The following is a 20,324-nucleotide window of genomic DNA, read 5'->3' as shown; positions in this document are numbered from 1 at the left end:
ATGGACCCGCTCACCATGGGACTGATCTTCCTGGCGATTCTCGTGCTGGTGCTGGCCACCGGCGTCTGGGTCGGCGTGGCGCTTCTGATCGTGGGCACGCTGGCTATGTCGCTTTTCACCAGCCGCCCCATCGGCCCCGCGATGGCCACCACCGTATGGTCGCATATCTCGCTCTGGGGGCTCGCCTCGCTGCCGCTCTTCATCTGGATGGGCGAGATCCTCTTTCGCACCCGGCTCTCGCGCAGCCTGTTCGACGGGCTCTCGCCGCTCCTGCGAAACTGGCCCGGTGGCCTGCTGCATGTGAACGTGGCCGGCTGCACCGCGTTTTCGGCGATCTCCGGCTCATCGGCGGCGACGCTGCTGACGGTGGGCAAGATCACCATGCCGGAGCTCAAGAAGCGCGGCTACCCCGATGCGATGGTCGCAGGGACGCTTGCGGGGGCGGGCACGCTCGGCCTGCTCATCCCGCCCTCTATCACCATGATCATCTACGGGATAATGGTGCAGGAATCGATTGCGCGGCTCTTCATGGCTGGCCTCATCCCGGGGCTCATGCTGGCGGGGCTCTTTCTGCTCTACAATGTCGGCTGGGGCGTCCTGACGCCAGCTGGGCGCGCCATGCGCGAGAACCCCTCGGACTGGCGCGAGAAGCTCCATGCCCTGCCCAAGCTCCTGCCGGTGGTGGGGCTCATCGTTGCGGTGGTGGGCTCGATCTATACCGGCATCGCGGCGCCCACCGAGGCTGCGGTGCTGGGCGTGGCCGGCGCGCTTTTGTTGTCTGCGCTGCAGGGTTCGCTCAACATGCAATCTTTACGCGAGTCGCTCATGGGCACGGTGCGCACGACCGCCATGATCACTCTGCTACTCGCTGGTTCGGCCTTCATCACGCTAGCGATGGGCTTCACCGGGCTGCCCCGCGATCTGGCGGAATGGGTGGTCGATATGGAGCTTTCACGCACCGCGCTGATCTTGTCGCTCATGATGCTCTACATGCTGCTCGGCTGCTTTCTCGATGGGATCTCCATGATCGTGCTCACAATCGCCGTGGTCGAGCCGCTGGTGCGCGCCGCAGGGATCGACATGATCTGGTTCGGCATCTTCATCGTGCTGGTCGGCGAGATGGCGTTGATAACCCCACCGATTGGGTTCAACCTCTTCCTCGTGCAGAACATGACAGGCCGCAGCCTCGGCTTCGTCTCGCGCGCGGCGGCGCCGCTCTTCTTCATCATGTTCGCCTCGGTTATTATTCTAATCGCCGTCCCGGAGATCGCGCTGTGGCTTCCCGAAACACTAACCGCCCGTGACTAGGGACGCCCGGAGCAGGAGACAAACCCCATGCTGAACGACATCGAACCTGAAGAACGCATCCTCTACGATGACGGACCCTATCCGCGCGGGCGCATCGGCTTTGTCTGCGTAGCCAATGCCGGGCTTACCGAGGGGGAGATGATGCGCATGGCGCCGCCCGGCCTAGGGCTCAGCTTCACCCATATGCCCATGCGCACCGAATGCACCGTTGAAAGCCTCGCTGGAATGGAGGCCGATCTCGACGCCACGCTTGCGGCCTTCCTGCCGGGCAGACGCGACATCGACGTGCTCTGCTACAACTGCACCGCCGGCAGTTTCGTGATCGGCGAGGAGAAGATCGCGACCAAGATCGGAGCGCACCCCTCGGGCGCGAAACCCACCACACTTCTGAGCGGCGTGAACGCGGCGTTCGACGCGCTCGGGGTGCGTAGCATCGCTCTCGGCACAGCCTACACAGCAGACATCAACGCGCTGGAACGGCGCTATTTCGAGGAGGCGGGCATCGGCATCGCGGCGCTTACGGGCATGGGGCTGATGACCGATGTGGAGATGAACCGCGTCTCGCCCGCCTATCTGCGCGATTTCGCGATTTCGCTCGACCGGCCCGAGGCGGACGCGATCTTTCTCAGTTGCGGCGCGCTGCGCTCGCTCGAGGTGGTGGAAGAGGTGGAGGCCGCGACCGGCAAGCCGATGATCTGCAGCAACCAGGCAAGTTTCTGGCATTGCCTCAGGCTCGCCGGCATCGATGACCGGATCGCGGGCTTCGGCCAGTTGCTTCGCAACGTTTGAAAGAGGTATCATGCAACCCGTCAGACCGATCACAACCGGTGGCACAGGTGCGGTTTCGGCAGCGCATCCGCTCGCCACGGGCGCCGGGCTTAAGGTGCTTGCCCTCGGTGGAAATGCATGCGACGCGATGATTGCGGCACAGGCGGCACTGGCGGTGGTGGCGCCCGCAAGCTGCGGGCTGGGCGGCGACATGCTGGCGCTTATGCATGACTCCGTGCGCGGCACAGGCGCCATCAACGGCACCGGTGCGGCCCCGATGGACAAGCGGTTCACGGCGCTCGGGTCTGTTGGCCTCTCGGTAACCGTGCCGGGCCTGGCCGAGGGGTGGTGCGAAGCGAACGCCACCTTTGGGCGGCTGCCGCTGTCTGTCTGCCTCGCACCTGCGGTGGAGCTTGCGCGCAAGGGGTGCCCCCTTTCGATCTACGATCGTGCCTCGATCGGCGAGCAGGCCGAGCGCCTCAAGCGGGGTGGAGCCGAACGTTGGGCGGTCATTCGCGAGGCCGCAGGCGGTGCGCCCGTGCCGCAACCTGAAATGGCGCGACTTCTGGAACGCATCGGCGCCCAAGGCAGAGATGCCTTCTACGAGGGCGCCATCGCAGCCGCCATGGCCCGTGCCGTGCAGGGCCTCGGCGGGCTCCTGAGCGAAGAGGATCTGGCGTGCCAGAGGAGCGAGCTTGCCGCGCCGCTCTCAGTGCCATGGGGGGAGGGCACCGTGGAGGTGCAACCGCCGATGACGCAAGGCGTGCTTCTGGCCATGAGCCTTAAGGGTTTCCAGGCGGCACCTTTGGCCGAGGCGGCCTCGCTGGATCATCTATGTATCGAACTCACGGAGGCGAGCTTTCAGTTTCGCGAGCGCGCCGCCGAGGGCGCGGCGCTTCTGGAGGAACCTCTGGAGATCAACTTGAAGAAATCCTCGGGGCGCGGCGGCCCGCGCGCCTACCTGCATACGGCGGGGGTGGCGACCGCAGATTCCGAGGGGCAGGTCTGTTCGTCTCTGGTGAGCGTTTTCGACAGCTTCGGGTCGTGCATTTACGTGCCGGAAGGTGGTTTTGCACTCAATAACCGGGCAGAGGGCTTCACCACTGCCCCGAACGAGGCCGCGCCCGGCAAGCGTCCGGTCCACACGCTCGCGCCGATGCTCCTGCACGGGCCAGAGGGAGCCACGGCGCTGGCCACACCAGGTGCCGACGGGCAGGTGCAGACGCTTCTGCAGATCCTCGCCAGGATGGCGGCGGGCGCAGACATAGCCAGTGCCATCCACGCGCCGCGCTGGCGAAGCGAGGATGGCAGGCTTCTTATGGCGGAGAACCATCGCGATGCCGAACAGTTGCGGGCTCTCGGACATGATGTGGAATTTCGGGCCGATAACGACCTCTGTTTCGGCGGTGTCGTTTGCGCAGGCATAGCTCATGGCCGCCCATTCGCTGGCTCAGACTGGCGGCGAGAAGTGTGGCACGCTGTGCTCTGAGAGGGGTTTTTCGTCAGATCCGCATTGCCAGTTGTGGGAACCGACTTTGCGCGGTGCAACCCGTGACCAGAGACTGACCGACATGCATGAAGTGCGTGGTAGGCTTCGCTGGAACCGTAATGCCAGAAAAGCGCACAACGAGTTTGACCGTGCAAAGGTGCTGCCGTTGCGGAAGCGCGCGGATTTTGGACATGGCAATCTCAAGAGTGATGCGCCTAGGCTTCTCGGATCCAAGACCGCGTCGACCGGCTGCGCGCTATCGGTTGCGCTTCAGATTCAGGGACTGGGCGGCTGAGCGCATGGCTTGAAGAGATCGCAGGGAAAGAGAACAACGGGCGTTATTCGCATTGGGTCTTGATGAAAGGCACCGGTTCCGGGACAGGCGAAGCGGTCAACACGATCCATCGCGTTCTTCAGCTTGCGCGCCTTCGATCGCCTTCAGGAGGGCGGCATGCGCCGCCTTGGGATGCAGATCGCTGGGCCTGGCGCAGTTATCCGACTCAATGAGAGTGAAGAGCGGCAATTCCTATCACCTATAGATCGACGGGCCAAAGCTAGAAGAACTCACTAATTCAGACCCCCGCGAAGAGGTTGCCATAGGGTTGCATAAGGGTTGCGTAAATCGGGTTTTGGGTTGCATCGACGTTGACAGCGCGACATTTGCTCCCGGTTTTTGGGGTTCCCGTCATATGGATGCAACCTATGAGTATAATATAATCAATGACTTAGAGATATGGAGTTGCGCAAAACCGCTCGAAAGTGCGTTTTTGGCGGTGGCAAAGTAGCGTTGGAACGTCGCCATCGATGGCTTCTGGCACGAGGAGCGGTGCTGAAGCTCCCATGTTCTCCACGAAAAACCTGCTCTGCACCGCCAGTTCGTCTTGTATCGGAGCTAGAAGCACCGCTAGTTTCGAAGAAACCGATCGTAACCCGCCAGCTTGAAAGTCGTTCCATATGAGCGAAGATGACGAACCCAACCTTGTGCAATCCGCCAAGAGTCAACAGATCACCGTCGACGGCGTCTCATTCTCCATCAATATTTATCGGTTGGAGAGCGACAGGACATGGACGCTGGAGGTCGAAGATCACGAAGGCACCAGCCACGTATGGGATGATCAGTTCCACTCCGACGAGGGTGCCAGAAACACGGCAATAGAAGCCATCGAACGCGAAGGGGCTTTAGCCTTCATGCGTGGCGCGGGCAATGTCATCCCATTTCGCCAATCCTGAATGGGAGTGTGGTTGGTGGAGGGATTCCACGGATCATTTGTGCAGCGTGGCGGATGCTTGGATTAGGAATGGCTCGTTATCCAGGGAGCAGCCGATGCAACCTTCCATAGAGAAAGCGAAGTCCTAGGTTTGCCATAGATATGCGATAGGGATGCGTTCTGGCGCCGGCACGTTCCGGGGTCGGAACCTCCCATACGCGCCAGAGGCTGCAACAGAATCTGGTGTCCACCACCTGAAAAATAGTTCTCAGTCTGCCTCTGATTTGCGCTCGGTTGCTTGAATGAAAGTTCGAGGGGCAGCAATGCGGACAATGCCAACCTTACACTTCTGCGGCAAAAACCAATCTTTCGGAGGACTTGGCCCTCTACGCCCCACGGTCCCTTTCATCTATCGCCCAAAAGTAGCCTACGTTCGCACCTTTCACCAAGCGCAGCATCACCAGCGTCAACACTATTATCAAAACGCTCATATAACCAAATAGCAGAAGTGGATCTGGCCGAAAGACGGCGAAGCCGACCCAGAGGGTAGGCACCAGTAAAATGCCTACAAAAAGGATCGTGAACAGGGCAGGTAAGTCTGCAGTCTTGTATTCGCTCAAAGGCTCGTCACAGCTTTCGCAACGATCCCTAACCGCCAAATAACCCGCGAACAACTTACCTGTTCCGCAATTCGGGCATCGGCCAAGAACACCGCGTCCTATGGCTTGTTTCACGTTTTTGGTCGGCTCATTGGTCTCCATCGTCATTATCCTACGCATCGGAGAAAAGTTCTTCAACTCCACTGACGAGTGCGCGGTGCATTGTAGTTGAGCTGACCACAGAAAAATGGAACTTGAAAGCCTGGCAGCCAATTTTGCTGAATTCACATTCTCAAACGAGTAGAAGCAGCCACTCCTACAACATACAGCACCGGTTGAACTGGGCTCCTAGCTGTCATCTGACAGTTTCGCCCAGGGATGTTGGACCGGCGTTCGAAACCCTGCTTCCATCAGGCATCTTCCATCGTGTAGTGAACACTAGGTGACGATGGCCGCCACGCAGCACTGGAGCCCATGTGGGGCATAGGAGACGCTGATCTGGCCTGTGTCCAGATCATGACGCTCACGAACCTTCATTGGTTACTTGATCATTGGGGGCGTGATGTTTGGTCACGGTCACGCAAGAGTATGCTCGCCGGAGTGTCGCGGAGAACCGATGCAGTCACGTCTATCTGTCGCAACACGGTGCCTCGGGGCGCTGACCACGCCGCGCGCGGGGAGGTCAAAGCCGGGTGCGGCCTGTTGGACCAAGGATGTAAATCTCGTCCTTCTCAAAGACTGCTGCCGTCAACGGCCCGCCGTATGCTGCCCCGGTGTCCAGATTCAGCCGATTGGCGCGCCGGTCCGGCGCATCCACAGGCGTATGTCCGTGGACGACAAAAGCACCATGATCGCTGTTATCCTGGAGGAATTCCTGTCGGATCCACAAAAGATCTTCTTCATCCTGACGGTCCAGCGGAACACCAGGGCGCACACCGGCATGGGCAAAGAACTTATCTTCTTCCCTGTGTGACAGCCAAAGGCCCTGCAAAAATCGCAAATGGCTGTCGGGAACAGCTGCGCGCATTTCAGCGGCCAAGGTTTTCTGCCGCATGCGATCAATGCCGCCGATCCCGTAGGAGGCGGCGGTTTCGATCCCGCCGATCTGTTCGTGAAACCAGTGGTGGCCGACCATGAGATGTGCGTCCTGACGCGGCACCGGCGGGGCGATGAACCATTCGAACAAGCGATCGTGGTTACCCTTCAGACAGATCCAGTCGCGCCCCTCGGCCAGCCCGCAAGACAATAACTCGATCACACCGCGGGAGTCGGGACCCCGGTCCACATAATCTCCCAGAAAGACGATGCGAGCCTCAGGCCCACTGTCTTTTTCGATGCGGTCCAGAACGTCAGTCAATAGGGCCATCTGGCCATGAATGTCGCCAATGGCGTAGATCGGGTTGCTCATGAGTGGCGCGTAGCATGAATGCCCAGAGGCAACCAGACTGGTCTGCACTGGATTAATGGGTCCGCCTATCTGTCTGACATTTTCCAAGCGGCTTGCCGCTAACTGCCAAGCTCGCCTGATTTTACTAATCTTCGAGCAATTTGCGCCTTGCGCTACGTCCATGCGCCGATGCTAGACGCCCGCGCGTATTTGAAGCCGGCCGGGACAAACCGGAGTGACAAAGCGCCAAGCCTGACCGACGATCTGATCAGGGCATTCACAGGCGAGAGAGGCGACGAACTCACTGAGCCGCCGGACCACTTGGACCGACTGGACCGGAATAACACCATAAATTCAACGTGGTCCAAGTGGTCCGGCCGGTCCAACTCAAAACCAACGGCATTGAGACCTTGAGATAGGCTAGAACGCGCGCCGTGTCCAACATGCGGCCCGAGCTCCACCAACTAGAGGCGTTCAACGCCACCATCAGCATCGCTGTCGCCACATAGCCCGTTTCAACCTCCATAACATCACGCTAAATCGTTTGGCGAAAAAACTGATTCACCGATGTTCGCGAAACGCCTTAGGGGCCGCCACGTCGATCTTTCCACTGGTCCCATCGGTGAAGTTGCCAAATCGGCTCAAATCGCCGTCATAGGGATCAAGTTGGAAAGCAGGGTGACGAAAAGCATCTGCTCAATCAGCCATATGTATCGGCAGGAATCGCATGTGTTATTCCATCCCTTCCACGATCGAATCACCACACGCATCAGCCACTTCCGAGCGATACTTTTCGCTCACATTGTCCACCCAGCCAGCCTCAACCACGAAGTTGTCACGCTGATAGCTCGCTTCTTCCTTCAGCAAAGCGATCTGTTCCGGCTCTTGTTCAGCCTTGACGACGCAGAGCGGCGTGAACGCCTGAACGATGGCTGATTCTGCGCTGGTGGTCTGCATCTGCGTCGCCGTTCCGCCAGTCACCCAACCACCCCACGTAAATCCGATAACCATCGCGACGATGGCGCCGCCGATGGCACCCCAGATTGCGGGTTTAGTAGCTTCGGGAATATTCATTACTGATCCTCGTTTCTATGAACTCCCGACCGTGAAGGATCTGCCTGCAAAGACGGGATTTTTTGGACGGAATACATTCCGTCATCTGTCGTGAGAAGTATCATCTGGATAACGGGAGCACACGACTGTTAATGACGTTTCTGATCACCACGCGCGCGAGGCGTGCATTGCACGGTCCCGGGCTTGCTGTTGGTGGAGATGGAACGACAGATCCGGCAAAGCCGCGACGTCCCGCCCCCCAACGCTCCCGTGCAACGAACCCGGCTCCAATAGTTCGGGTCGGTTTGCCTTGGAAGATACCAACTTTGAAACGGCCCAATTTATCGGCCCACGATCGCAGGCGCCAGCCCGCCTGCCAATCTCCCCGCCGGGCCTTCTGAAGAGGCGAAGCATTTAAAACCAGGCGACCGCCATCGGCGATGATTTCTATCTCAGACATTTGCAGATGCTTAAGGCTATCGTTAAGCCATCCTGGTCCGGCCAAGGTGCCCGGTCGAAATGGGGGCCAGTTCTGGCCGCATGGAGGCGAAGCACCTTCTTTATCTTCGAACGTTCCAAAGCCTTATGGTGCTCCCAGACTTCATCTCGTCTCAATAACGCCAGCAAACCAGACTGAAGAAAAATGGCGGCGCGATTTTTTTGGTCCAAACTGATACCGGCGTTGATGGCTGAACTCTTCTCCGGGTTCTCGCCAGCAAACGTTGGCAGCATGAATTGGAAGTATTTTCTTTGGAGTTTTGCGTAGCTGAAGCCTTCTAGGTCGCGCAGTTCGCGAAGTCCGAGGCGCTCTAAGTCACAGGATTTGAGCGTGACCTCGACACGTGCTCTTGCTTGATCTTCGGCCAGTGCAGTGAATGTGCCTTTCTCGGGGTATTGCTGATCCTTTATCTTGTTCTGAATGCGGATCATGCCACTCCTATCTTTCGCGCCCAGATACATTGTGCCTTCTAGGAACGGGCTCCTGAACTCATCCGGCTCGGGGCGCACAGGCAATGACGTATCACGCGCTGCCCCCATCCTAGGCGTCAAATAATTTGTTTTCACCTCGGGCTCAGATTGACCCGTCTTAGCTGCGGTCGTTCTGGGCATGTCCAGATTATTCGGCCAGCGTTCTGTATCTGCAAAATACGTCCTTTGCAGGAGACCTACCATTTTGTCGCGTTCTTCATCGTCACCACCGCGGCTGTAGACGTCGAGACTAAATTCTATCTCGCGAATCTCTGGTGCGCTGCATTCACCTCGCTCCTTGCTAACAGCCTCGATAGCCGCAGCCACAAGTGCCGTTGAACCGGGTTCCTGGATCTTTATGTCGAATTCGTCAGCTACCGCGCCGGCACCAGGGTTGCTGGGTAAAATCCAACTGTCGCGAGTTAGAACTGTGCGAAGTTTTTTCTGTATCCATTGATGCTGGGTTTTGCGGGTGAATACCCGGACTACGATGTAGTCAATGACCGCCTTGAAGCGATAGTTCTTCAGATCAACGTCAGGAATGAGCATCCGGCGATTTTGAAAACGCGCCTGTTCAGCAGTCACCCAAGATTCCGTAAATTTCAATTCGCGGATAGGCTTGGCCGGATTGAGCGGTATAAGCTTGGCTGATGTTGGCAGAGGCATATCATACTCGGTTGTCGTCTGTTACGAATCTGGCATCGAACAGGTCATCTGGTTCCATTTCTAGATCACGATCTGCTTCGCTGTTAGTCAGCATCTGGCGTGCTCCGTCAAGTGGGTATTGGTTCAGGTGCCATCCGCGACATGCAGCTTCTAGATTCTCTTCGGACGACCGTGCGCATCGGCAAACGCGCTCTCGGAGAACCCAGACATCCGACATAGGCACACCGCGCCGTTGCAGTCTTCTCGTCGATGGATATGGTCGGTATTTTGACGGCCAAGGAGCGACGCGATGTATGAGAAGAGCTACGGAACGGCGAGACTCGTTCTCGGTATCGTCGCGATTACGGGCTGGATCATCATCGTCATCGGACTGATCGCCCTCGTCTCGTCATTCGCGGGACGCGGTGCCCTAAACTGGCAGGTCATGATTCCGGGGGTCGTCATGCTCGTATCCGGCCTCGTGCTGTTGGCAACATCCCAAGTATCGTTCGCGGTGATCGACCAGGCAGACATCTCGCGCGCCAATCTCCTCGTTCTCCAAAGGCTGGCGGAGGCGCAGGGCGTGTCGTTGCAATCAAAAGGCAAGACCGCGGCGGGCAAGACCGTGACCAGCAGCACATCGTCACCGGCGCGAAAAGAGCCCACGCTTCGGTCGGACGACGATGATCGTGACCACCGCGGGTATATGGGCTACGAGATCATCAAGCGCGGTGATCGATACTATGTGAACGAGAGCGAGTTCATCACGCTCGGCAAGGCCAAGGCCGCGATCAAGAATGGCCAGGTCTGACCTCAGCCGAGACGGAGGCAATCGCGGCGCATCCAAGATGTGCAGTGCGTGATCGTTGCACCGGCGGCGTAGATAACACACCACTGGAACGACAAGCCCGCCACCTTCATCCTTGCACTTCTGCGCCTCACCGCACATCCTGAGCGAGAAAAAGTCAGGGGCGGTAATGAGCGGCAGCGATATCAAGAACCTCGGGAGTTTCGTCTGGTCGATCGCAGAACTTCTCCGGGGTGATTTCAAACAGTCCGAGTATGGCAAGGTGGTGCTGCCCTTCATTGGCGTGCAAAGACTTTGTTTTGTTGGCGTTGTGAGCGATGCGCAGGAGTGGCAGCCTCAGGCAAATTCAACCACCTCTCGAGCTGTCGTGTAGGCTGACGAAAGATCGGATAAGCGCCATGTCATTTTTCGAGCAACCCATTCTCAACACGCCCTACACCATGCCAGACCGCCATTGGGAGTTGGATAACGAAGGGCGGCCGACGGACCGCATCATTGATACGCGCCGTAGATCTGACCTGATCGCGGCAATGCCGCAATCGAAGAGCCGTAAGGGCAACCAGCAGGATGAGCTCGACCTGAGCACCGAGGGACTGGGCGGCCTTGGAATCGACTTCAACGTCACCTAGTTCGTCAACGAAATCCGCCGCGAAGTGGATGTCTGGCGCATGCTGCCCAACCCGGCACAATGGCAGGTCTCGCCCACGACGCAGCGGCTATTGCAGCATTGGCGCGCTCTGCAAACCGACAAGAGCCAGACCATCCGCCCGTTCTTTTGTCAGCTCGAGGCGGTCGAGGTGGCGATCTGGCTGACCGAGGTCGCTCCGAAGCTGGGCGCGCGGGGCAAGCGGTTCAAGGCGCGTCTGGAAGCGGCGAATGACGCGGCCAACCCGGACCTTTTCCGGATCGCGCTGAAACTCGCCACCGGTGCGGGCAAGACCACGGTGATGGCGATGCTGATCGCCTGGCAGACGCTTAACGCCGTGCGCAGCGCGAATTCCAAGACCTTCACGCGTGGCTTTCTGATCGTCACACCGGGCATCACGATCCGCGACCGTCTGCGCGTGCTACTGCCCAACGATGCGAACAACTACTACCGCCGGATCAACCTCGTTCCCGGCGACCTGATGCAGGACATGCAGCGCGCCCAGATCGTGCTGACGAATTATCACGCCTTCAAGCTGCGCGAGAAGGTTCCGCTTACCAAGGGCACCCGTGCCGCGCTGGAAGGCCATGGCGAGGACCTCGTGACGCTCGAGACCGAAGGCCAGATGATCCAGCGGGTCATGCCCGAATTGATGGGGCTGGGCCGGATCATGGTCATCAACGACGAGGCCCACCATTGCTACCGGGAAAGACCAGCCGCCGAGGTCGAGAAGCTCACCGGCGAAGACCGGAAGGAGGCCGAGGAAAACCGCGAAGCGGCCCGACTCTGGATTTCCGGGCTAGAGGCCGCCAAGCGTAAACTCGGGCTGCACGCCGTCTATGATCTCTCGGCCACGCCGTTCTTCCTGTCGGGCTCGGGCTGGCCCGAGGGCGTGCTCTTCCCCTGGGTGGTCTCCGACTTCTCGCTGATGGATGCCATCGAGTGCGGAATCGTCAAGCTGCCGCGCGTGCCGGTGGCTGACAACGTGCCTGGCCAGCCCGAACCGCTCTATCGCAACCTGTGGAAGGCCATCGGGAATAAGATGCCCAAGAAGGCCAGAGGCACGCCGCCCGATCCGCAGAAGCTCCCCATCGAGCTTAAATCTGCCATCGACGCGCTCTACGGCCATTACGAGAAGACCTTCAAGCTGTGGCAGGACGAGCAGGTGGGCATCCCGCCGGTCTTCATCGTGGTGTGCAACAATACGGCGAACTCCCAGCTTCTGCGCGACTACATGGCGGGCTACGACCGCGAGGATGCGGAGGGCAATATCGAGACGGTGCAGGGCAAATGCCCGCTCTTCTCCAACTTCTCGACCGATCTCGAACGGCTGCCGCGCCCGCGCACCGTCCTCATCGACAGCGTCACGCTCGAGGCGGGCGGCGATATCGACAAATCCTTCCGCGATGCCAATGCCGACGAGATCGAGGCGTTCCGCCGCGAGCAGGCCGAGCGCAACATGTCCAGCGACCTGACCGATGCCGACATCCTGCGCGAGGTGATGAACACGGTGGGCAAGAAGGACCGCCTCGGCGAACAGGTGCGCTGCGTCGTCTCGGTCTCGATGCTGACCGAGGGCTGGGACGCCAACAACGTCACCCATATCCTCGGACTGCGCGCCTTCGGCACTAAGTTGATCTGTGAGCAGGTCATCGGTCGCGCCCTGCGCCGCCTGTCCTACGACACCGACGAGGATGGCCTGTTCAGAACCGAATATGCCGACATCCTCGGCATCGACGGGCTCAACTTCTCCGACGGGCCGCGCGTCGCCCCGCCACAGCCGCCGCGCGACGTGGTCAATGTCCGCGCCATCAGCCCCGAGCGTGACGCGCTGGAAATCACCTTCCCCCGCGTGCAGGGCTATACCGCCGATCTGCCCCCCGACCGGCTCACCGCCGATTTCTCGGGGCTGGAGCCTTACGTGCTCACCCCCGAAAAGGTCTCGGCCACCGTTGTCACCATGCAGGGCATCGTGGGCGAGGCCGAGAAGCTGACGCTCGATTATCTGAAGGCACAGCGGCAATCGACCATTGCAACCCATGTCGCCAAGCACATGATCTTCGAGAAGCTGCGCGACGCGAACGAGGCCCCGCGCATGCACCTCTTCCCGGCGGCCAAGCGCATCGTCAACCAATGGCTGACCGAGGGCCACCTTGTCTGCAAGGGCGATACCGTTCCCGCCCAGCTTCTTTACCGTGAACTGGCTGACGAGGTCTGCGACATCATCTTCGGCGCGCTGATCGACAAGCCCGGCGGCGAGAAGATCCTGCGTGCGGTGCTCGATCCCTACAACCCGACTGGCTCGACCATGGGCGTCAATTTCAACACCTCGAAATCAACGCGCTACCAGCCCCGCCCGGACAAATCTCACATCAACTGGATCATCACCGACAGCGACTGGGAGGACAAGCTGGCCGCCCAGATCGAGGATCATCCGCGCGTGCTGTCTTACGCCAAGAACCACAATCTCGGGCTGGAAATCCCCTACCTGGTGGAGGGCGAACCGCGCACCTACCTGCCCGACTTCCTGATCCGCCTCGACACGCCCGAGCCCACCACGCTGGTGGTCGAGGTCAAGGGCTATCGCGGCCACGACGCTATGCTCAAGGCCGACACGATGCGCGGCAAATGGGTGCCGGCGGTCAACCGGCTGGGCAGCTACGGCCGCTGGGGCTTTGCCGAACTGCGGTCCGTCCATGACTTCGGCCCCGAACTCGACGCTGCGATCAGCGCCATGCTGGAAGAAGAGCCGGCATGACACGCATTTTCAGATCACAGCCTATGATTTTGAACAGCAGGGCAGGCTCCAGGGAGACCGACCAATGACCGACAAGAAAACCCCGATCGAGCCTATCACCCACCCCGACGACCGCGTGAACATCCCCACGCCCGAGCTTGCCCCGATGATGGATCCCGCCGATGCCGCGCCCATCCGGGCGGCGTATGACCGGCGCAACCCGGACCTTGACCCGCAATTGGTCTGGCGCGGCAAGGACATGGACGCCACCCACGTCACCGCCGACGCGCCCCCAATCTACTTGCAGGAACAGGTCCACCCAAAGGCGATCATCGAGGATCTGCGCCGGGGCGGCCAGCGCAACGGCGAGGGTTCGGGCGCCGACCTCTTCGATCATTTCGGCGTGACGGATGACGATGCCGAGGCCGAGGTGGAGTTCTACCGCCATGCCACCCGCTGGTCGAACCGGATGATCCTGGGCGACGGGCTACAGGTGATGGCGAGCCTCGCCGAGCGCGAGGGGCTGAAAAACAGCGTGCAGGCGATCTATATCGACCCGCCCTACGGCATCAAGTTCAACTCCAACTTCCAGTGGTCCACCACCTCGCGCGATGTGAAGGATGGCAAGCTGGACCACCTGACGCGCGAGCCCGAGCAGGTGAAGGCCTTTCGCGACACCTGGCGCGATGGCATCCATTCCTACCTGCAATACCTGCGCGACCGTCTGGTCGTGGCGCGGGAATTGCTGACCGAGAGCGGGTCCTGCTTCGTCCAGATCGGGGACGAAAACGTCCACCGGGTGCGGGCGCTGATGGATGAGGTGTTCGGAGAGGAGAATTTTCTATCGCTAGTAGCTTTTCAGAAGACCGGCGGTATCGAAGGGAACTTCATCAGCAACACGGTTGATTATGTGGTCTGGTATGGAAAGGCCAAAGATTCTACAAAATATCGACGATTGATGTTGCCAAGGCGTTCTGGCCATACCTCGCTGGATCGTTACGACCAGTATGAAGAGGCTGCCTTCGATTATCGCAGCCTATCAAAGGCAGAAAAGGCCAACGACGCGCATCTAGACCTATACAAAAGGTATCAACTCTTCCCTCTCTATTCTGACGGTGAATCTGAAAATGCTTCCCGAGAGTTTGTATTCCGAGGAGCGATTGAAAGCATTCGAAAAGGAACCCATTGGAAGACTAGGGCTGTTGGGCTTTCGAGACTCAGCAAAGCGTCAAGAATAGAAGGAACAAAGAACACTATTCGTTATCGTCGCTTTGTCGGAGATGTTCCTATGTTGCCGATGACCGACCGCTGGGAGTCCACACAGATTGGCACTGAGCGGCTCTATGTTGTTCAGACAGCAACCGAAGTGATAAAACGCTGCCTCCTCATGACCACCGATCCCGGCGACCTCGTGCTCGATCCTACCTGCGGCTCCGGCACCACCGCTTACGTGGCCGAGCAATGGGGGCGGCGCTGGATCACCATCGACACCTCCCGCGTGGCGCTCGCTCTCGCCCGCGCCCGCATCATGGGCGCGAAATACCCCTGGTATCTGCTCAAGGACTCCGAAGAGGGGCAGAGGAAAGAGGCCGAGGTGACGCGATCCGCCCCGGCCACCCACGCCACTTATAACGACATCCGCCACGGCTTCGTCTACGCCCGCGTGCCGCACATCACGCTGAAAAGCATCGCCAACAACACCGAGATCGACACGATCTGGGAGGCGATGCAGCCCGCCGTCGAGGACGCCCGCGCGGCGCTCAACACCGCCCTTGCCGGGCATCCCACCCCATTCGAGGTGCAGACCGGCGGTCGCAAGGGGGAGAAGATCGACTTCACCACCCAAGGAGAGGTTGAATTACCCTCGGGCGAGCTGGCCCCGGCAAACGGCTTCATGGAATGGGAAATCCCGCGCGAGGCGCCGGACGACTGGCGCAGGACACTGGCGCACAGGTGCTTCTGACCACGTTCAACGAAGCTCTGGCCGAGGGTCTGGCGCGGAAACTGCCCCTGCTGGCAGGCGAAGACGTTCGGGCGCGGATAACGGTTAGAGCTCTCGGCTCCTTGATCTCGGATTTGCACGCCGAGCGGTTCGGGGAAACTGGCATCGCATCCGAGGACGAGATACGCTCGCTTCTGCGCGACGGTGCTGCCACGAGCGATGTCTCGTTCACCGACGATTTTCTTCACGACGAGTGGAGCCTCGTCGTGGATGCATGGGATATCCGGGATCTCGATACCTACCGCGACCTGCCGCGACTCGGCCGCAAGGTCCGGATGCCCGCCGCGCGGCGCGATGCGGCTTGGATGATTTTCGATGGAGTGCGCGCCCAGCTGGGCGCGCGAGGCATGAAAACCAATGCGCAGCTGGCCCACGACCTCTCCGAAACCGGTGCCTTCCCGTTCACCCACGCTGTGATCGACGAAGCGCAGGATATTTCCGTGCCCGAGCTTCGGTTGCTGGGAAAATCCCTCGGTGATACGCCGAACGGCCTCTTCTTCGCCGGAGATATCGGGCAGCGGATCTTTCGCGCTCCATTTCCGTGGGCTGCGGCAGGGGTCGAAATCCGTGGTCGCTCCCGCAGTCTCAAGGTTAACTACCGCACCTCCCATCAAATCCGTCGCTACAGCGATGATCTCTTGCCAGAAACGCTCGTTGAGCCAGATGGCACAGAGGAAAACCGTCTCGGGATTACATCCGTCTTCGATGGCGAGACACCAGAAATTCATAGCTTTGACACGCGTGAGGATGAATTAGAGGCGGTCAATGCTTGGCTCGGGAAACTCGAGCAGACCGGTGTCCCGAATAACGAGGTCGTGTGCCTTGTTCGCATGTCCAAGCTTTCTGTTGAAATCGGGCCGCGGCTGCCTGTCCGGGTGATGCCGATGCACGAGGCCAAGGGCGCTGAATATCGTGCTGTCGCTGTGCTAGCGCTTGATCAGGATATCGTCCCGCTCGAGGATCGCCTGATGTCTGCGAATGACGAGGCGCGGCTCGACGAGATTATGAATACCGAACGACACCTGCTCTATGTCGCTGCTTCTCGCGCCCGGGATCACCTTTGGATCTCCGGGGTGATCCCTGTGTCAGAGTTCTTGACGGATATATTGCAATGACGCGAAAAGAACCACGCAAGCAACTGCTCCAAGGGCACTGGATGGAAGCCTCAAATCTGTCCACACGTGCTGACGTAGACAATTAGACGACCTATCTGACCCTCAAACTCTTCACTCGCACTCCGGCATTTGCAGTATGACAGCGGATGGCGAGGGCCTAACCATTTGCGGTAGCTCTTGCAGCACCTCATCAATGATGTCAGCTGTCAGAACGGCTACCTCGCATGCATACTGTTGGCTGGTTCCTTTTGGGTTCTGTTCCTTCCATTCCCTATAGTCTTGTTCCTCAAAGTAGGCGATGGCGCCAATGCTGGCGATGGGAACAGCGACAATCGTTCTACGAAGCCGAGCCTGGGCCTTTGTTTTCGCCACCGCTTTGGCCAGTTGTTTTCGTAGGCAAAAGCGGTGTTGCGACGGATATTTTTTGACCAGCTTTCAACCGTGTTTATTGATGTTCCAGATTTCTTTTTCCTCTTCGCTCCATGATGAATGCGATGAACCAGAAATCCTCCAGTGTTCAATTCCTCAAATCTGTCCGATGGTGCTGAGGTCGGACAAACCGATGGTCGAGTGGTGTCGCTTTAGACCCTGATCAAGTTCGCCAAGATCGGCACACTTAACCACAACAAGGTTTCAGTCTAACAGGCCCCGCCCCATGACGCGCCAGTGAGGTCATGGCGCAGCGAGGCATTCAATCAATGTGGGCTTAAGTTCCTGGCGATGCGCTTTACATGCCCGCACTCGCCGCGGCTCGGCACTATCCTGATCTGGCCAAGAAATATCCGTTCAAGGTTCAGCGGGAAAACCTGCCAACCTGGCCCTCACAGCATTGATGAGAAACCTCATCGAGTTGGCAAATGCGCGTATCAAAGCAGACAGTCAAAGGTCGCCGAATTGTGCTTGAACAAGCCGGAAACTTTAGACGGGTTCAGGGTTGATTTGACACGGGAGCTGAGAAGTCACGCCTCCGCCGCAAGCACGCGTTTTCTCAATGGTAACATTGTGCCTATGCTGCTGATTTGCGCTCTCCGAAGAGCTTCTATTGCGGTGACGAGGTCCTCTAGGGCAATTCCAAGATTAAAGGCAAGAATACGCTGCTTGTCATTTGCGCGCGCGCCCTGGCCGCCGGAAATCAAATCTGCGAGCGTCGCGTCTATACGACTTACACCGGGAAATTTGCCCTCGTTGCGCCTCGCATCTTCGATCTGCCCACTGTCGTCTGTCAGTATGAGATCCATCGCAGCGACCATCTCGTCGCACACGTAGCTATCGTAGTCGATGGTAACCACCAATGCACCTTCCCTAATCCACTCTGGTACGATTACAGGCTTCCGGGACTTTTCTATGGGTCCACCAGTGATCAAAACATCGCTCGCCCGAGCAACCTCTTCTGGCCCCGCAGCGTCCCGGAAGCGCATTGGGAAACGCTCCGTCATATCTGCTATGAATTCCGCCTGACGCCTTGGTACTAAGTCGTAGCAGACATAGTCTGTGATATCCGGTCGCACGGCGTGTATCGCTTCGACGTGCTTGCGCCCCTGCAAACCACATCCAAGGATTCCAGCTGTTGCCGCATCTTTTCGGGCAAGATGCTTAACCACCAGGCCGGACGCGGCGGCAGTACGCTCGCCAGTAATCCATTCGGAATCCATAATCGCGCGCATCTGTCCGGTCTTGTCTTCGTTGAGAACGTAAAGACCTTGAATATAAGGTAGGCCCAGGGACGGATTGTCGGGGTCGCCACTTTGCCACTTGCAGCCCGCAAAGCCAAGATGGGAACTCGCGCTGACCATTGAGCTGTAAAACTGCGCGCCCCCACGGTGAAAAAAAATCTTGGGCGGCATCTGCACTTTTCCCTCAGCCTTCAAGCGGAACGCCTTTTCTAGCAGGACAATGATATCGCCCATACCAAGTTTCAACTGATCGAGATCAGTCGCGGAAAGAAAGCGTATGGAAGATTGAATCTCTGTCATGGCGTTTCCTGTATCATTGTTGGGAGACCACATGCTGACGAGCTTCCAAGCGTTGGGTCAGACCTTGCAGCGCGTAGGCAACGCCAAAAAACCAAGTTAGCACGTAGGTGTAGATCGGGATGATGAGAGTGGAGTTGCCCTCCGCTCTTAGCGCCAGCCCGGCATAGGCCACGGCATCGTAGATCCCCACAAGCGAGGCCACAGGCACAGCGGTGAAGAAAATTGCAGCTACATTCATCCAGGGAGGCGCCATGCGCCTGACGCACTGGGGAAGAATGATCAATCTGAAGGTCAAGAAGCGTTTCAGGCCAAGTGCGGTGCAGGCTTCCCACTGACCGCTTGGCACCGCCGCCACTGCTCCGCGTACCAACTCTGCTACATTTGCGGCTATCTTGAGTCCAAAGGATACGATCACCTTTGCCTCTGCCGGGAATGGGATCGCGACCGGACCTATTTCTATATTGTAGGGTAAGGCGAAGGCAAAAGCGAACAGCAGCACCAGCCCAGGTATATTCCTGAAGAGCTGCGTGTAACTCCATACGATACTTCTGGTGAGCCGGTTCTTTGACGTCGAAAGGGCACCGAGCAGCACACCGACGACGGTTCCCAGCGCCATAGCCGCAGTCGCGAGAGCGACGTCGACGGCAAACCCTTTGGCCAAAAGCGGTGTCCAATTAGACAGGGCTGCCAGAATGGGAACTTCGGCGCGCATCGCATCTTCTCCAAATATTGGAACAAGCAGTGCGATGATCAGGCTGACACCAAGTATCACGCCCGCCGGACCGCCGAGCCGTGCAAGCGAAGGAGGTGAGGCAGGCGAGACAGAGGCGATCATCCGCCGTACCCCGGCAGCGCGAGGCGCCTTTCAAGCGTTTGCGTGCACAGGACAACCGCTCCAATCAAGACCATGTAGACCGCGAGCATCGCGAACATCATTTCGACGACATTCAGTGAATCAGCCCAGATTTGACTGGACGCATAGAGCAGCTCGGGAACGGCAATCGCATAGGCATAGGACGTCGACTTTACCAGTTCGACCAGATTGTTACCCACCGAAGGCAAGGCGCCTCGCACTCCCAGGGGCACAACGATTTTCCACAGCACGGCGGTTCGCGGTAGGCTCAGCGATGCAGCCCCTTCCATTAGTTCCTTGGGGATGCCTTCGATGGCGGCCCGAAACGCCTCGATGTTGAACGCAGTTATGTAGATCGATACGGCAATCACGGCCCAAGCAACAGCCGGTATCACGATGCTGTTGTCGGTAGCATTTGAGACAATCGCCCCAAACCCGAAAAAGAACAGGTAGATCTGAATAAGCGGTGGCGTGTTGCGAAACAGACTAACAAACCCGCCGATCAGCCACCGTTCAATTCGGGTTCCATAAGCTAAGCGAATGGCACCCGCCATGCCCAACGAGACGCTGATTACTATACAGCTTACTGAGATTAAAACGGTATAGTAGATGCCCTTGAGAAACCGGCTCCGATCAAAGCTATCGTACAGGAAGGTGAAATCGAAATCACCCATCGTGGCGATTGTCTCCAGGTCCATCCCGGCTCCTATTTAGGCGGACAGTGAACCAAATCCGTGTCCCCAGTTCCATGCCACAGAGTGCGT

Annotated in this window: 15 protein-coding genes and 1 pseudogene; 9 read left to right on the top strand and 7 right to left on the bottom strand. The window is 58.7% G+C overall.

Going from position 1 to position 20,324, the window contains the following annotated elements:
- The 4 genes from V8359_RS16130 to V8359_RS16115 all read left to right on the top strand — a co-directional run bounded on the left by V8359_RS16130 (nucleotide 1) and on the right by V8359_RS16115 (nucleotide 4,795).
- Complete coding sequence (locus tag V8359_RS16130) at nucleotides 1-1,308, top strand: TRAP transporter large permease (RefSeq protein ID WP_336430096.1); 1,308 nt, start codon at nucleotides 1-3, stop codon at nucleotides 1,306-1,308.
- A gap of 27 nt (nucleotides 1,309-1,335) precedes the next feature.
- Complete coding sequence (locus tag V8359_RS16125; protein ID WP_336430095.1) at nucleotides 1,336-2,097, top strand: maleate cis-trans isomerase family protein; 762 nt, start codon at nucleotides 1,336-1,338, stop codon at nucleotides 2,095-2,097.
- Nucleotides 2,098-2,107: 10 nt separating this feature from the next.
- Nucleotides 2,108-3,565: a gamma-glutamyltransferase gene (locus tag V8359_RS16120; protein WP_336430094.1), complete on the top strand. Its 1,458-nt coding sequence runs from the start codon at nucleotides 2,108-2,110 to the stop codon at nucleotides 3,563-3,565.
- A 954-nt stretch (nucleotides 3,566-4,519) separates the two neighbouring features.
- Nucleotides 4,520-4,795, top strand: a complete 276-nt coding sequence (locus tag V8359_RS16115) for a hypothetical protein (protein ID WP_336430093.1) — start codon at nucleotides 4,520-4,522, stop codon at nucleotides 4,793-4,795.
- Between the two features lie 364 nt (nucleotides 4,796-5,159).
- Here V8359_RS16115 and V8359_RS16110 read toward each other — a convergent pair whose 3' ends face one another.
- From V8359_RS16110 to V8359_RS16095, 4 genes are all read right to left on the bottom strand, one after another.
- A complete protein-coding gene (locus tag V8359_RS16110) occupies nucleotides 5,160-5,534 on the bottom strand; it encodes a DUF983 domain-containing protein (RefSeq protein WP_336430092.1) in 375 nt (124 codons plus the stop codon).
- A gap of 520 nt (nucleotides 5,535-6,054) precedes the next feature.
- Nucleotides 6,055-6,942, bottom strand: a complete 888-nt coding sequence (locus V8359_RS16105; RefSeq protein WP_336430091.1) for a metallophosphoesterase family protein — start codon at nucleotides 6,940-6,942, stop codon at nucleotides 6,055-6,057.
- A gap of 549 nt (nucleotides 6,943-7,491) precedes the next feature.
- Nucleotides 7,492-7,833 carry a hypothetical protein gene (locus V8359_RS16100; RefSeq protein WP_336430090.1) on the bottom strand — a complete coding sequence of 114 codons (342 nt, stop codon included), beginning with the start codon at nucleotides 7,831-7,833 and terminating at the stop codon, nucleotides 7,492-7,494.
- Between the two features lie 426 nt (nucleotides 7,834-8,259).
- On the bottom strand, nucleotides 8,260-9,447 hold the full coding sequence (locus V8359_RS16095) for a hypothetical protein (RefSeq protein WP_336430089.1): 1,188 nt from the start codon (nucleotides 9,445-9,447) through the stop codon (nucleotides 8,260-8,262).
- Nucleotides 9,448-9,736: 289 nt separating this feature from the next.
- On the opposite strand from V8359_RS16095, the gene V8359_RS16090 reads away from it, so the two are divergent.
- From V8359_RS16090 to V8359_RS16065, 5 genes and pseudogenes are all read left to right on the top strand, one after another.
- Nucleotides 9,737-10,237: a hypothetical protein gene (locus tag V8359_RS16090; RefSeq protein WP_336430088.1), complete on the top strand. Its 501-nt coding sequence runs from the start codon at nucleotides 9,737-9,739 to the stop codon at nucleotides 10,235-10,237.
- A 166-nt stretch (nucleotides 10,238-10,403) separates the two neighbouring features.
- Nucleotides 10,404-10,607: a type I restriction-modification system subunit M N-terminal domain-containing protein gene (locus tag V8359_RS16085; protein WP_336430087.1), complete on the top strand. Its 204-nt coding sequence runs from the start codon at nucleotides 10,404-10,406 to the stop codon at nucleotides 10,605-10,607.
- Nucleotides 10,608-10,632: 25 nt separating this feature from the next.
- Nucleotides 10,633-13,638: pseudogene (locus V8359_RS16075) on the top strand (BPTD_3080 family restriction endonuclease).
- A gap of 64 nt (nucleotides 13,639-13,702) precedes the next feature.
- A complete protein-coding gene (locus V8359_RS16070) occupies nucleotides 13,703-15,580 on the top strand; it encodes a site-specific DNA-methyltransferase (RefSeq protein ID WP_336430084.1) in 1,878 nt (625 codons plus the stop codon).
- Entirely contained in the window at nucleotides 15,517-16,734 is a 1,218-nt protein-coding gene (locus V8359_RS16065; RefSeq protein ID WP_336430083.1) for a 3'-5' exonuclease, read from the top strand. The genes V8359_RS16070 and V8359_RS16065 overlap by 64 nt, the downstream gene beginning before the upstream one ends.
- Nucleotides 16,735-17,693: 959 nt before the next feature.
- On the opposite strand, the gene V8359_RS16060 is transcribed toward V8359_RS16065, so the two are convergent.
- Genes V8359_RS16060 through V8359_RS16050 form a run of 3 tightly spaced genes read right to left on the bottom strand, consistent with a single transcriptional unit; the run spans nucleotide 17,694 to nucleotide 20,258 of the window.
- Complete coding sequence (locus V8359_RS16060) at nucleotides 17,694-18,707, bottom strand: ornithine cyclodeaminase family protein (RefSeq protein WP_336430082.1); 1,014 nt, start codon at nucleotides 18,705-18,707, stop codon at nucleotides 17,694-17,696.
- A 13-nt stretch (nucleotides 18,708-18,720) separates the two neighbouring features.
- On the bottom strand, nucleotides 18,721-19,542 hold the full coding sequence (locus V8359_RS16055) for an amino acid ABC transporter permease (RefSeq protein ID WP_336430081.1): 822 nt from the start codon (nucleotides 19,540-19,542) through the stop codon (nucleotides 18,721-18,723).
- The gene (locus tag V8359_RS16050) at nucleotides 19,539-20,258 is read right to left on the bottom strand and encodes an amino acid ABC transporter permease (RefSeq protein ID WP_336430080.1); all 720 of its coding nucleotides are present in this window, start codon (nucleotides 20,256-20,258) and stop codon (nucleotides 19,539-19,541) included. Before V8359_RS16050 ends, V8359_RS16055 begins: the two co-directional genes overlap by 4 nt.
- Nucleotides 20,259-20,324: the final 66 nt, after the last annotated feature.

This window comes from Roseovarius sp. E0-M6, assembly GCF_037083845.1.
Lineage (GTDB): Bacteria > Pseudomonadota > Alphaproteobacteria > Rhodobacterales > Rhodobacteraceae > Roseovarius.
Note: the sequence above shows the minus strand (reverse complement) of the source record. Positions and strands in the feature narration are given on the sequence as shown.

Bases quoted from the DNA above. Each gene is read 5' to 3' on its own strand.
- V8359_RS16120 (WP_336430094.1), top strand. From the start codon at position 2,108: ATGCAACCCGTCAGACCGATCACAACCGGTGGCACAGGTGCGGTTTCG.
- V8359_RS16060 (WP_336430082.1), bottom strand. From the start codon at position 18,707: ATGACAGAGATTCAATCTTCCATACGCTTTCTTTCCGCGACTGATCTC.
- V8359_RS16100 (WP_336430090.1), bottom strand. From the start codon at position 7,833: ATGAATATTCCCGAAGCTACTAAACCCGCAATCTGGGGTGCCATCGGC.
- V8359_RS16085 (WP_336430087.1), top strand. From the start codon at position 10,404: ATGAGCGGCAGCGATATCAAGAACCTCGGGAGTTTCGTCTGGTCGATC.
- V8359_RS16125 (WP_336430095.1), top strand. From the start codon at position 1,336: ATGCTGAACGACATCGAACCTGAAGAACGCATCCTCTACGATGACGGA.
- V8359_RS16090 (WP_336430088.1), top strand. From the start codon at position 9,737: ATGTATGAGAAGAGCTACGGAACGGCGAGACTCGTTCTCGGTATCGTC.
- V8359_RS16115 (WP_336430093.1), top strand. From the start codon at position 4,520: ATGAGCGAAGATGACGAACCCAACCTTGTGCAATCCGCCAAGAGTCAA.
- V8359_RS16070 (WP_336430084.1), top strand. From the start codon at position 13,703: ATGACCGACAAGAAAACCCCGATCGAGCCTATCACCCACCCCGACGAC.
- V8359_RS16065 (WP_336430083.1), top strand. From the start codon at position 15,517: ATGGGAAATCCCGCGCGAGGCGCCGGACGACTGGCGCAGGACACTGGC.
- V8359_RS16105 (WP_336430091.1), bottom strand. From the start codon at position 6,942: ATGGACGTAGCGCAAGGCGCAAATTGCTCGAAGATTAGTAAAATCAGG.
- V8359_RS16095 (WP_336430089.1), bottom strand. From the start codon at position 9,447: ATGCCTCTGCCAACATCAGCCAAGCTTATACCGCTCAATCCGGCCAAG.
- V8359_RS16050 (WP_336430080.1), bottom strand. From the start codon at position 20,258: ATGGACCTGGAGACAATCGCCACGATGGGTGATTTCGATTTCACCTTC.
- V8359_RS16130 (WP_336430096.1), top strand. From the start codon at position 1: ATGGACCCGCTCACCATGGGACTGATCTTCCTGGCGATTCTCGTGCTG.
- V8359_RS16055 (WP_336430081.1), bottom strand. From the start codon at position 19,542: ATGATCGCCTCTGTCTCGCCTGCCTCACCTCCTTCGCTTGCACGGCTC.
- V8359_RS16110 (WP_336430092.1), bottom strand. From the start codon at position 5,534: ATGGAGACCAATGAGCCGACCAAAAACGTGAAACAAGCCATAGGACGC.